This window comes from Liquorilactobacillus nagelii DSM 13675, from assembly GCF_019444005.1.
GTDB lineage: Bacteria > Bacillota > Bacilli > Lactobacillales > Lactobacillaceae > Liquorilactobacillus > Liquorilactobacillus nagelii.
This window is the reverse complement of sequence record NZ_CP049304.1, coordinates 2,343,620-2,356,256: the sequence shown is the minus strand read 5'-3', so window position 1 is coordinate 2,356,256 and position 12,637 is coordinate 2,343,620. Positions and strand designations below refer to the sequence as shown.

Here is a 12,637-nt window from a genome sequence, read left to right as displayed (position 1 = left end):
TTTCAATTATTTATTACAGAACTGATTTGTGCAGTTTTTCGCTAATTTTCAGCTGTAATTTTTTACTTAACTAAATTCGCATTATACTTCACATTTTTAATGAAAGCCTTTTAAAAATAAAGCTTGCAATCTTTTTATTTTGTTTTAAGATAATAATTAATTGATAACGTTATCAGTAATAACTAATTTAAAAATCAGGAGTTGTTACTAATGAAAAAAATTAAAGCTGCCGTACTTTCCGGCACCGACAAAGATTTTGAAATTAAAACACTGCAAATTACCGAAGAATTAGCTCCACACGATGTCCGTGTCCATATGGTAGCTAGTGGAATTTGTCATACCGACGAAGCCGTCCGCAATGGTCAAGGTGGCCAATTCCCTTTTCCTGCTGTTTTAGGCCATGAAGGTGCTGGAATTGTTACCGAAGTTGGTCGAGCGGTTCGTTCTACCAAACCCGGTGATCATGTCGTTCTTTGTTATGATTATGATGGCTACTGTAAAAATTGTCTTAACGGACGTCCTGCGGCTTGTGTAAATTGGAATCGCTTAAATATGGAAGGAACTCGAATCGATGATTCTGTACCTTTTTTCACTGAAGATGGGACTCCGGTTAAAATGCTCTTTAATCAGTCATCCTTTGCTAGCGAAACGATTGTTGACGATCGAAATGTAACCGTTATCGATAAAAAAATTGACTTGCGTAAAGTTGGACCCTTAGGCTGTGGCTTCGTAACTGGCTCAGGTACAGTCTTCAATGGCCTAAAACCCGAAGTTGGTTCATCGTTAGTAATTTTTGGCACTGGAGCTGTCGGTTTAGGTGCGTTAATGGCGGCTAAGATTACTGGTTGTTCAAAAGTTATCTGTGTTGATATTGTTCCTAAACGACTGGAACTTGCTGAAAGTCTTGGTGCTGACTTTGTCATTAATAGTAAAGAAAGTGACCCAGTAGCAGAAATTCGCAAAATAACTGATGGTGGTGCAAATTATGTTATTGATACTACTGGAATAACTCCGGTCATGCAGCAAGCCTTTGAAGCCCTAGCATCTGGTGGGGTTTTTGCTCCACTAGCTGTGACGCGTCACGAATTCAAAATTGATCATCCCTTTGCTGATTTGACCTCATATGAAAAAACCGTTAAAGGAGTCTTAATGGGGGAAGCTGTTCCACAAAAAGCTATTCCTGAATTAATTGAATTTTGGCAAGCCGGCAAATTTCCCTTTGATCGTTTGGAAAAATTTTATTCAATTGAACAGATTAACGAAGCAAACCAAGCCTCCATCTCAGGTGAGGTAATCAAACCGGTTCTGATTATTGACCCTGACTACCAACCAGCTTGATTTTTCAAACTATCCACTAGCATTTAAACGCTTAATACTTCCAGAAAAAATAAACTTTCAAGGCTTAGACCCTGAAAGTTTATTTAACTTGCTTTGGATTATATGCTGAATAGTTTTAGAAATCCTTATCTCAAAGCTTTTTTACCGAATCTACCATCACTAGAAATCATAATAAAAATGAACATTTTGCTTTTCGGCTTGAGAAGAATGATCATATACTTTTGTATCAAGCCCGCCGATGATAAAACCGTACTTCAGATAAAAAAGGCATGCTCCCAGATTGTTATTTTGTGCAATCACCCAAAAGCCCAAATATTTTTGAGCCTCGGCTAATTTTTTTGCTTTATTTAATAATAACTTTGCAACGCCCCTTCGACGATATTTCTTACTTACTTTCAAGTCGGCGAGGTATAAATACTTAGTCCGCTGGTCTTGAAAAATTGCCAAGCCAATTGGTTGATTATTGTCAAAAGCACCCAAAGCGAAGCCGGTATTGTTTACATCTTTTAATGAATAATTTTCATCAGGGAAAGTTTGCCGGCGCACTTTAGCTTGCGAATACCTTTTTATATCATAGCTCCAACAATCACTATTTCTTTTAACAACTAATTCACCTGAAATAGCAAAAGGATTATTGGACAGCAACAGCCCCTCTTCATTATCCTTGGTTATGATTTTTATATCCATCACAAACTCCTTCAAGAAAACCTCTTCAACAGTTGAGTCTTAGCCGTTACTTCCAACTTTGAAAAACTAAATTAATCGAATCAATAAAATTGGCTTCTTTTGATTACTCAATTTAAATCTTCGTATCTGAAATAATAGCTTCATGTTCCGTAATTCGACTTAATCGCTTACGATCTTTAGCAATTAGCAGTAAAAAAATTGTTTCAACTACGGTCATTGCAGCAACTCTGGAAAAATAATATTCCGATTGTAATACTTTTTGTCTAACAGCTGTTCGCAAATGGTAGTCTGCTTCTAACGCAATTGGTGAATCATTTCGATTTGTGATAGCAATAACTTTAATACCTTTTTTCTTTGCAATCCTTATTTGCTTTAATAGCCGCTTCGATTCACCTGAATTAGAGATAACCATTAGTACGTCATCACTTGCCAAATTTAATGTTTGACCAATGGATGTTTCCCAAGATTCCGAACAAATTGTTAAAATACCAATTTGATTAAAACGGTAAGATGCATCTTCAACTACTGGAAAGGTATTCCCCTCAGCAGCGATTTGGAAAATTCTAGAACTTTCAATTAATTTCATTACTTTTTTTATCGTTGAGGTATCAATACTGGCTAAAGTGTTTGAAATTTCTGAATTCTTATTATCTTTAATGTTAGTTATTGCTTGCTGAATATTATCAATATTAACAACTTTATAATAACTTGATTCATCATCAGATACTTTAGCTAATTCAATCTTTAATTGATGAAACCCCGTTAACTGGAGATTTTTACAAAACCGAGAAACTGAAGCTTCACTGACAGACGACTTACTGGCTAGTTCTGAAATTGTATAATTGACTGCATCTCCAGGATTTTTCAAAATACTTTGAGCAATTTTTTTATCAGTTTGGGTCATTGCACTCAGATTACTATAGATCATATCAATTACATTTTCACTACTCATTAAACTTTACCCTCCAAACAACTGCTTAGAATAGAATTACTTATATAATATCATCTATTTATCAAAAGCCACTGCTTTTTTGGGTTTCCAAATACCATAAATCGTGCCAGCTACAAGCGCTCCAATTATCAAAGCTAAGATAAAGTACATTGGATTATGCATAAGCAAAACTACCCACAAACCTCCATGAGGCGCTGGTACACTTACTTTCCATAATTGGGTTAAGCCGCCGCCGATTACTGAACCAACAATACAAGAACCAATCACTCTTACGGGATCAGCAATTGCAAATGGAATTGCTCCTTCTGTTATAAAAGAAATTCCTAAAATATAATTACTAATGCCAGCTTTACGTTCATCAGCAGTAAACTTGCTTCTCCAAATTGTAGTTGCAATTGCAATTGCTAAAGGTGGAATCATCCCCCCCACCATTACTGAAGCCATCATGCTACCATTTCCAGTTGTGGTTAGAACACCAATTGCAGTCGTGTAAGCAGCTTTATTTACCGGTCCACCCAAGTCGACAGCCTGCATTCCACCAAGAATTGCCCCCAATAAAATTGCGTTGGCAGTTCCCATAGTTGTTAAGAAATGTACTAAAAATAAATTAACTACCGAAAAAATCGGATCGATGATAAAAAACATCAGCGTACCAACAAAAAATAATCCAAGTACTGGGAAAATAATCATTGGTTTTAATCCATCTAAAGACTTTGGCAACTTAACAAAAAGTTTCTTGAGTAATAAGATTAAATATCCAGCAATAAAACCGGCAATTATTCCACCAATGAAGCCAGCACTACCCGTAGATTTAACAATGCTCGCACTAGCCTGGGTTGCCATATAACCACCAACAAAGCCTGGCATCATCGCTGGTCGATCACCAATTGAAAAAGCAATAAAGCCCGCTAGAATTGGAATTAAAAAACTAAATGCATTTGTTCCGAGTGAATTTAGGAAGACAAATGCCGTTGAAGTCTTTCCAAAAGATTGTTCAAGTAAAAAAGAAATAGCCATCAGAATACCACCACCCACAACAAAAGGCAGCATATTTGAAATTCCACTCATCAAATCTTGGTAGACATGATGCCAAATACCATCTTGTTTGCTATCTTGACTTGCCGAATTATTACCAACTCCAGTTCCTTCAAAAATTGCTGGTTTGCCTTCTAAAACTTGTTGAATAAGTTCTTCAGGTTTTTTAATTCCATCAACTACTGCTGTTTGTAAAACTTTTTTCCCTGAAAAACGCTCAACCTCAACTTTTTTATCGGCAGCAACAATTACACCCACCGCCTGTTCAATTTCGTTTGCGCTCAAGCGATGTTTAACACCTTCGGAACCATTTGTTTCAACTCTTATCCTGACATTCATTCTTTTGCCAGCGTCCAACAAAGCTGATTCCGCCATATAAGTATGCGCGATTCCGGTTGGGCAAGCTGTCACTGCAACAATCAGTGGTAATTCTTTTTGCGATGCATTTTTCAGCGAATCCTGCTGATTTTTTTGGGCAGCATTTTTAAATAATTTTTGAACTTCATCTGCCGTAGTTGCTTTTTTTAAATCCCTAATTAAATTAGCATCTAACAGTAATGATGATAGACTTGCTAAAGCTTGAAGATGGACATTATTAGCATTAGCTGGTGCTGCAATCATAAAAAACAGATGTACCGGTTTACCATCAAGCGAATTATATTCAATGCCAGCTTCACTTTTAGCAAATAAAACTGCTGCTTCTTTTACCACCTTATTCTTCGCATGTGGCATTGCAATTCCGTCACCAATACCAGTTGTTGCTTCTGCTTCACGTTTGAAAATATCCGCTTCAAAGATTTCCTTATTGCTTATTAAGCCATTCTCAAAAAGCGAATTGCTCATTTCTTTTAGTGCTTCATCTTTAGTTTTTGCCTTTAGATTCAGAATCATGATGTCTTTTTTTAGAATATCTAGTACCGCCATCGTGAAAACCTCTTTCTCATTTTTATTTTTAGTGAAATTAATTGCAATTATAATGTAACCGTTTTTTATTATGATGTCAACTGTAAATTCAAACTGTTGACAAACAAATTTTCGTGTATTATCATATTTTTGTAAATTAATTTCATAATATATGTTTTTGTGAAACTAAATAAAAAGAGGTGATTTTTTTGGTTCCACTAATTGAAGAAGCCTTATCCTTAATCAAACCGCAAATGTCCATTAGTTTAGGCGGTGGAAGTAATGTTGCCAAGCTTGCTTCAGCAATCGTTTCTCAATCGCATTTAAATCTGACAATTTGTACTCCTTCAGAAGCAACAAAAAAATACTGTGAATCGTTGGGACTTGCTATCACTAATACCGATGAAATTTCACACATTGATCTTGCTTTTGATGGTTGTGATTCACTGGATACTAACCTGAACGCGTTAAAAAGCAATGGAGGTATTCATTTATTTGAAAAAATTAATGCTGAACTTGCTGATGAATACATCATTCTAGCTCCCTTCCAAAGAGTTACCAAGCAGCTTAGTCCGCAAATTCCACTAACACTAGAAATAATGGAAAAAGCTTTAATACCTATCCAAAAAGCGCTTGAGCGATTGCATCTTAAACATGAAGTACGATTAGCAAAAGAGATCGCAGGTTATGCCCGCACACCATCCGGCAACCTCTTAATAGATTGTTACTCAAGCAATTGGGATAACATCATTAATATCAATAGCTCGCTGACACAGTTAAATGGTGTAGTCGCCACTTCGTTTTTTGAGAATTTGGTTACGCTCGCAATAACATTTGATGAGTTGGGAAATCTACACAAATTTAGAAAGGAAGATTAATTATGAAAAAATACAACTGGGGAATGATTGGTACTGGCTGGATTGCACATGAAATGGCTGATGCCTTAAATGATGTCAATGGGGAAGTTTACGCTGTTGCAGATGTTAATAAAGAAATGCTAGAAAAGTTTGCCAATGAAAAACATATCACCAAAACTTTCACTGATGCTAATGAAATGATCAATGATCCAGCTATTGATGTAATCTATATTGCTACTCCGCATACCTACCATTATCAATATATCAAAGCAGCTTTAGAGGCTGGTAAACACGTCTTTTGCGAAAAAGCGATTACCGTCAATGCAAAGCAATTTGATGAAGTTGAAGCAATTGCTGCCAAAAAAGGATTGATTTTAACTGAAGGGCTAACTTTATATCATATGCCTGTATTTGATCAAGTAAAAAAAGTTATTGCCGATGGTAAATTAGGAGAAATAAAATTAGTTCAAGTTAATTTTGGTAGTTTAAAAGATTATGATCCTAAAAATCGTTTCTTCAATAAAGATTTAGCTGGTGGCGCTTTGCTTGATATTGGGGGATATGCTACAGCATTCGCAAGAACTTTCTTGGCATCTCAGCCAAATACAACGTTAACTACTGTTAAATTTTTTGAAACAGGCGTTGATGAACAGTCAGGGATTATTCTAAAAAATGATCAAGAACAATTAGCAGTGATGGCACTCTCAATGCGGGCAAAGCAACCAAAACGCGGAGTAGTTTCAGGTACAAAAGGTTATGTTGAAATTAATAATTATCCACGTGCTACAAGTGCCGAAATCACCTATACTGCAGATGCCCATGACCAAACTACAGAGACTTTGAGCTCTGGTGATGGTACGCAGGCTTTACGATATGAGGTTCGCGATATGCAACGTTATATTGCTAATGGACATGATGACGGTCAGCTGGCAATTTCACGCGACGTTGCTCATATTCTAGATAGTGTAAGAAATGCTTGGGGTATGAAATATCCTTTTGACTAAGTGCAGTGTAAAAAACACGTACTTAAAGCTTTAATCTAATGATCTAGAACCTTATTTTTGATTTTTAAATCAGAAAATTAAATTTTACCCCTAAAGTTACGTTTCGACTTTAGGGGTATTTATTATGACAAAAGTAGTATTGAGAATAAAGCTATAGCAGTCAAAGAGTACCTTAATGATGCTGAAGTTAAGGCTGTGATTACGAGAAAATATGGTATCAGCAGAATATTAATCGGCATTTTGGTTAGAATTTATAAGAAATATGGGAGCAAGAATTACTCAACCTGCAGGTAGTATAACTTACATTCCTCTTAAGTTAAATAGAATCAGTTTCTGCCTCTACCGTTTTGCTCCAGTTGCCACATTTACATTCCTCTTAAGTTAAATAGAATCACAGAAGAATTCGAAGTATTAGCTGAGTTTGCAAAATGCTTTACATTCCTCTTAAGTTAAATAGAATCCAAATATGAAGTGAATGAAAAAGACGGTAAGATAGTCTTTACATTCCTCTTAAGTTAAATAGAATCGTAACTTATCCAGACGGTATGACAGCTACGTTTAGCTTTACATTCCTCTTAAGTTAAATAGAATCTGTAATTGCCAACTAAAAGCGGCACTGGATTGCTCGTCTTTACATTCCTCTTAAGTTAAATAGAATCTGCCAGCCAACTTGTTTTGCCTGCATGAATTAGATGCTTTACATTCCTCTTAAGTTAAATAGAATCATGTTCGTAATTGAATTTGTTCTGCCTGCGTTTCTTCCTTTACATTCCTCTTAAGTTAAATAGAATCTAAAACAAATAATTCAAATAATTATGATGAAATGTCTTTACATTCCTCTTAAGTTAAATAGAATCATTATCCCGGTGCTTACCATAAGCATGAAAAATAACACTTTACATTCCTCTTAAGTTAAATAGAATCGCGTATACTCTCATTTAATGAACCTCGTTTCTTTAAACTTTACATTCCTCTTAAGTTAAATAGAATCCAGCGGCAGATGCTGCTAATCGTCTCAAAAAGATACTCTTTACATTCCTCTTAAGTTAAATAGAATCGTGGTTTTCTAACATAGACGGTAGCCAGATCTATCTTTACATTCCTCTTAAGTTAAATAGAATCCCTTACAAGAGTGTCAACCCAGGCTCCTAAAACTTTCTTTACATTCCTCTTAAGTTAAATAGAATCACCGGCTAGACAGTTTTTTGAGCCAGCAATCGAAACTTTACATTCCTCTTAAGTTAAATAGAATCGAACCGATACACCATTTACACCGTCTAGTTCAGTTTTCTTTACATTCCTCTTAAGTTAAATAGAATCATTTCAATTCATTAGGGCAGGTTAATTTAGTACCTAACTTTACATTCCTCTTAAGTTAAATAGAATCTAGTCAAAAGAATTCTCTTTCTAATGCCCAGCAGACCTTTACATTCCTCTTAAGTTAAATAGAATCCGTCCAACTGCATGGTAAACCTCACTTTTTTCTCTCTTTACATTCCTCTTAAGTTAAATAGAATCAAGCCTAAAAGCAGTGACACAGTAGAAAATGATGACTTTACATTCCTCTTAAGTTAAATAGAATCCATATACATTGAAATCCCTATAAAATCAATACTTTTCATCTACATTCTGTCGACCATCTCACCTATTGTCTATATTTAAATATTACCTTTTCCCATATTTTCTTTCAAGCCTAATAAATTAAGCTTCATCTTCTCTGTCAGTCCCCCCATAGATTTGAACTATTTGAGGTCGACAGACAAGTTAAATTCAAAAAAAATTTGATGTTTCATCAGACATATCTAGGCCAATAAATTTTTTATCAAGCCAATTTTTGTTTCGATTTTTAAAAATAATTATCGAATCTTTATCATTTCTGACCCATTTATCCAACTCCGTAGTCAATTTTTGTAATTGTGACTTGGTAAGTTCCCCTTCAAAAACCGATTTTTGCACATGGCTCAGATATTTTTTGCAAATTTTAAAAACATGTCTCAAAACTTTAGCTCCATTCTGATCTAAAGCAATGTCGTAAACTAATATTATATACAACTAAAATCACCACCATAATTTAAAAGGTTGATATTCTTCCTCTCCCATTAAATCTTTAATAATCTTGTAACATTCCAATCTAATAAGTCGGCGATATGAAACTTTTCTATGGAGTTGACGATGCGTGATTGTTTTCTGAAGATACTCATCAAACATCTGTGTTACTTTGCGCAAAGATATAGGCTTTAGATAACAATAATTTGAATTCTTTTCTACATCGTCTTCTTTAATGACCCCCTTATTTATTAAATTAAAAACTATTCGATCTACTAATAATGGTTTGAAAATTTCAGAAATATCCAAACCTAAAGAAAACCTACGTTCAAGTGATGTGTGTAAATAGCTGATTGTTGGATTCAACTGAGTTACATATATTTCTGATAAACAGACACTATAAGTCATCATATTTAAAAATGATATCAGTGCATTAACTAAATTATCGGGTGGTCTTCTAACCCTCTTATCAAAGTCGATATCCTCACTAAAAATTTTCTGCCATGCAGAATAATAAATTCGATGAAAATCACCTTCAACCCCCATTAACTCTGGTATACTGACTGTCCTAAAAATAGCTTTCTCTAAGGCTGTAATTTGATTTATCTCTGTCATCAAGTCTTTATTCCGTCGTTGATAATATTTTAAATTTCTTAAGCAATTCTCAGCTGCACCAAAAACAAATTTCTGAGCTAATTTTATTCTTTTAGTTGAATCTTGATACACATTTACCTGCTTAATTAAAAGTGTACCTGACACATTTTGTTCACGTGGGTAAAAGCTACCAGTATAATATCCATAATAATTGAAAAAATGCACAGGGATTTTCATTTGCGATAAATAGTTTAAACATTTAGTATTAGTTTCAATTTCACAAATAAATATAAATCTCTAATAACTTCTATTTTTAAGTCTTTATATTTGCCATCATTTCTTTGCAATCTAATCACATTATCTTTACGAAAAAGTTTACCGCTAGAAAATAAATAATAACTTTCCAAATTAATCACCAGCTTTGTTCATTAAACGTAACAATATTCATAATAAGCACACGACTTGCAAATTGATTGAGAAATTACCTTTGGAGCAGTTTTTCTCCTTACAATTTCCTTGATATTCTCCATATAACTCTGTAATTTTTTCCTATCTTTCTCAGTTAAATGGTATTCAAATCTTTGTTTTAATTTAGGGTAATCCAGAATTCCCTTTGTTACTTGAATTTCTTTTTGTTCTAAATAATACATGTAATATTTAAGTTGCCATTCAGCAGCAGGTTCAATTGCCCTTGTTTTTTTTATTTCATGAATTACCGACCAATTCTCAATCATATCTAAATTTACAACATTATCCAACATGACATGTTTTTCATTACGACCATAACTTTTTTCATCTAATATTTTGCCTAACCTAACATTTTCATTCTCATTTTCAAATTGAATTTGATGGCTAAATAGCCATAACTTGCGCGTACAAACAAAATAATAATTAACCATATTGCCCGTAATTTTCATGTGATCACCTGCTTAAAAAATATTATCAAATTCATGTTCTTTTTTTTTAGGGCTCAAGCTCAAGCCTTTATTATTATCATATTCATATTCGTCACTTATAATTGGAATTTTTTGATAACGCGAGAGTTCAACAAGTCCTACTTCAATATCATTTCTTTTTCGATAAAATAAATAAGATGGGACTTGCACTGTCAGATTTAAGACTTCATTTTTTAACTTTGTAATCTCATACTGATTTTTCTGATAATTATTTGATTGCAATAATTCATTCAATCGCTTAATCAGGGCCTCATTCTCATCAGCTATTTTTTGAGGAATGCCCGTAACAGACTCAATGTCTCTGAACTCTTTTGCAATTTCTTGTTTAGATTTATGATCATTGGAACAAGCATCTAGATACTCAAACGTATCTCGTACTTTTATTAAATATGAACTGTCTTTTAGATTTTTCATGGTATAAGTTCTTTCAATTAAATCCATTTTATCTTGCTCACTAAGCTGGCCATTCAAATTAGCAACTGCTTTTTTAGATAGACAAAACATTTCATAATCATAAACTGAACGCTGACTAGATTCATGCACACCACTTGGTAACTCTTCTCCCCCATCATAAATAAAAACATTGTATCCTGTCCTATCAAAATTACGTCGACGATAGCAACGTCCCATTCGCTGAAAAAGACTATTTAATTCTGATAATTCAGTATATAAAACATCAAAATCTATATCGAGCGAAGCTTCTACCACCTGAGTACCAATCCAAACTCCAAATTTCTTAATTTCTTTACTACTAAAATTAGTAATTTCTTTCTCTAACCTTTGACGATCTTTCCGGATAAATCGACTGTGAATTAATTTGACATTATCTTTTAATTGAAAAGATAGCTCGTCATATAATGAAACTGCCTCCTTAATTGTGTTACAGATAACCAATACTTTATTATTGTGAAAACTGTTCTTAATATCATTAGCATTCAGTTGATGATGTAAAATCTTAACTGAATGACGTTGCGAAAATTCCGGCAATAAAAATGGATGTGTCGGCATTATGAATTCTAAGCCATTCTTCTTAAACAAGTCCACAACAAATGGGGCTAGTGTTGCTGTCATCACAGCGAATTTTCCACCCAATTTTTGAATCATCTTTAGCCCATAAATCAAATATGCTAACAAATCTGGCGAATACATTTGAACTTCATCAATTATAATTTTTGAATAGCTTAAAGTAGCTAACTTAGGTTCATATCCACGATAATGATAAACAATATTAAAAACTTGATCTAACGTTGTTATTGTTAATGGCAACGACCAGCCTCGGTTTTCATTTAAATAAGCTTTATAGTCATTTAAATTTGAGCTATCAAAATCATCGTTTTTCTCAAATTCTTCAAGCAAAATCTGTTGCATATCAGAATGCAGAATTCCTACATAATTTTTTGATTCCTCAGTTTTTTCAAATATTTCATTTTTAATTCGATCATAAATACTATTTATTGCTGATTTAAGTGGTAAAGTAAAGAACCCTTTATCATTTGCTAACCAACGCAACCCGCCTTCTGTTTTACCCATTCCCGTTTGAGCAATAATCATAACGTTATCTTCAATATGCTTGCCCATCCAAGTTTGCATTTCATTCCAATCTGCATCCGGTTGCTCTTTTTGCCACTTTTCTAAAGCATTTTCTTGCAAATGTTCCTGCAAATAACCATTGTCAGGAAATTCAACTTGATAATAACCTGAAGCTGCAAAATCAATTCTATTCAAAAGTCCTTTTGTTTTAACATATTTTCTATAAGTATCAGGTTCCTTAGTAGCACCTATAACCGTTTTAAATTCAAAATATCTGCCAGGAGGTACTTGAGGTAGCATCTGATGTAATCCGATTCTATTAAAATCAAAATTATCAGCAGGTTCTGCTAGTAATCTAACCTCTCTTTTATAATCATCCTGATCAAATTCCGAAAAATCTCTTTCGTGGTGAAGAGCGACAGAATAAGCTAGTGCTCTCAAGTCACTAATAGGATACAATGCTCGTAATTCTCTATACGGAATTAATGACGCACTTAGTAAACCATGAGGTAATTCATCTTTTTCCATTCCTCGTCTTTTACTTTTTATTTTATCTTGGAATTTATTATTCATTTTGCCTAAATCATGGTATTTACAAGCTAATAGTAAAATGTTCCATTCGTCCTCGCTTAATGCTTGTGGGTAAAATTTCTTCAAAAGTTTAAACTGAATTAATAAATTCTCTGTATGTTCACTTAAAGTTTCACCATTTGATTTAGCTAAAAAGTCCATTTT

The 12,637-nt window shown here is 33.9% G+C and carries 10 protein-coding genes and 1 CRISPR repeat array; of the genes, 3 read left to right on the top strand and 7 right to left on the bottom strand.

Going from position 1 to position 12,637, the window contains the following annotated elements; all coding sequences use genetic code 11:
- Positions 1 to 210 precede the first annotated feature (210 nt).
- Positions 211 to 1,338 carry an NAD(P)-dependent alcohol dehydrogenase gene (locus G6O73_RS11720; protein WP_057885273.1) on the top strand — a complete coding sequence of 376 codons (1,128 nt, stop codon included), beginning with the start codon at positions 211 to 213 and terminating at the stop codon, positions 1,336 to 1,338.
- 159 nt (positions 1,339 to 1,497) lie between these two features.
- Here the strand turns inward: G6O73_RS11720 and G6O73_RS11715 are convergent, their stop codons facing one another.
- The 3 genes from G6O73_RS11715 to G6O73_RS11705 form a co-directional block, all read right to left on the bottom strand.
- Positions 1,498 to 2,025: a GNAT family N-acetyltransferase gene (locus tag G6O73_RS11715; protein ID WP_057885272.1), complete on the bottom strand. Its 528-nt coding sequence runs from the start codon at positions 2,023 to 2,025 to the stop codon at positions 1,498 to 1,500.
- Positions 2,026 to 2,137: 112 nt separating this feature from the next.
- Positions 2,138 to 2,977 carry a MurR/RpiR family transcriptional regulator gene (locus tag G6O73_RS11710; protein WP_057885271.1) on the bottom strand — a complete coding sequence of 280 codons (840 nt, stop codon included), beginning with the start codon at positions 2,975 to 2,977 and terminating at the stop codon, positions 2,138 to 2,140.
- A 54-nt stretch (positions 2,978 to 3,031) separates the two neighbouring features.
- A complete protein-coding gene (locus G6O73_RS11705; RefSeq protein ID WP_057885270.1) occupies positions 3,032 to 4,936 on the bottom strand; it encodes a PTS fructose transporter subunit IIABC in 1,905 nt (634 codons plus the stop codon).
- 188 nt (positions 4,937 to 5,124) lie between these two features.
- Here G6O73_RS11705 and G6O73_RS11700 point away from each other — a divergent pair, with 188 nt between their 5' ends.
- Both G6O73_RS11700 and G6O73_RS11695 read left to right on the top strand, forming a co-directional pair.
- Complete coding sequence (locus G6O73_RS11700) at positions 5,125 to 5,793, top strand: ribose-5-phosphate isomerase A (RefSeq protein WP_057885269.1); 669 nt, start codon at positions 5,125 to 5,127, stop codon at positions 5,791 to 5,793.
- A 2-nt stretch (positions 5,794 to 5,795) separates the two neighbouring features.
- Positions 5,796 to 6,776 carry a Gfo/Idh/MocA family protein gene (locus tag G6O73_RS11695; RefSeq protein ID WP_057885268.1) on the top strand — a complete coding sequence of 327 codons (981 nt, stop codon included), beginning with the start codon at positions 5,796 to 5,798 and terminating at the stop codon, positions 6,774 to 6,776.
- 298 nt (positions 6,777 to 7,074) lie between these two features.
- Positions 7,075 to 8,359: direct repeats of the CRISPR family, unit length 30 nt; unit sequence CTTTACATTCCTCTTAAGTTAAATAGAATC.
- 187 nt (positions 8,360 to 8,546) lie between these two features.
- Here G6O73_RS11695 and cas2 read toward each other — a convergent pair.
- From cas2 to G6O73_RS11675, 4 genes are all read right to left on the bottom strand, one after another.
- Positions 8,547 to 8,828: a CRISPR-associated endonuclease Cas2 gene (gene cas2, locus G6O73_RS11690; protein WP_057885267.1), complete on the bottom strand. Its 282-nt coding sequence runs from the start codon at positions 8,826 to 8,828 to the stop codon at positions 8,547 to 8,549.
- 6 nt (positions 8,829 to 8,834) lie between these two features.
- The gene (gene cas1b / locus G6O73_RS11685; RefSeq protein ID WP_235805056.1) at positions 8,835 to 9,653 is read right to left on the bottom strand and encodes a type I-B CRISPR-associated endonuclease Cas1b; all 819 of its coding nucleotides are present in this window, start codon (positions 9,651 to 9,653) and stop codon (positions 8,835 to 8,837) included.
- A 191-nt stretch (positions 9,654 to 9,844) separates the two neighbouring features.
- The gene (gene cas4, locus G6O73_RS11680; protein ID WP_057885266.1) at positions 9,845 to 10,333 is read right to left on the bottom strand and encodes a CRISPR-associated protein Cas4; all 489 of its coding nucleotides are present in this window, start codon (positions 10,331 to 10,333) and stop codon (positions 9,845 to 9,847) included.
- Positions 10,334 to 10,345: 12 nt separating this feature from the next.
- Positions 10,346 to 12,634, bottom strand: a complete 2,289-nt coding sequence (locus tag G6O73_RS11675) for a CRISPR-associated helicase/endonuclease Cas3 (protein WP_057885265.1) — start codon at positions 12,632 to 12,634, stop codon at positions 10,346 to 10,348.
- Between the last annotated feature and the right edge of the window lie 3 nt (positions 12,635 to 12,637).

Bases quoted from the DNA above. Each gene is read 5' to 3' on its own strand.
- cas4 (WP_057885266.1), bottom strand. From the start codon at position 10,333: ATGAAAATTACGGGCAATATGGTTAATTATTATTTTGTTTGTACGCGC.
- G6O73_RS11705 (WP_057885270.1), bottom strand. From the start codon at position 4,936: ATGGCGGTACTAGATATTCTAAAAAAAGACATCATGATTCTGAATCTA.
- cas1b (WP_235805056.1), bottom strand. From the start codon at position 9,653: ATGAAAATCCCTGTGCATTTTTTCAATTATTATGGATATTATACTGGT.
- G6O73_RS11720 (WP_057885273.1), top strand. From the start codon at position 211: ATGAAAAAAATTAAAGCTGCCGTACTTTCCGGCACCGACAAAGATTTT.
- G6O73_RS11675 (WP_057885265.1), bottom strand. From the start codon at position 12,634: ATGGACTTTTTAGCTAAATCAAATGGTGAAACTTTAAGTGAACATACA.
- G6O73_RS11710 (WP_057885271.1), bottom strand. From the start codon at position 2,977: ATGAGTAGTGAAAATGTAATTGATATGATCTATAGTAATCTGAGTGCA.
- G6O73_RS11695 (WP_057885268.1), top strand. From the start codon at position 5,796: ATGAAAAAATACAACTGGGGAATGATTGGTACTGGCTGGATTGCACAT.
- G6O73_RS11715 (WP_057885272.1), bottom strand. From the start codon at position 2,025: ATGGATATAAAAATCATAACCAAGGATAATGAAGAGGGGCTGTTGCTG.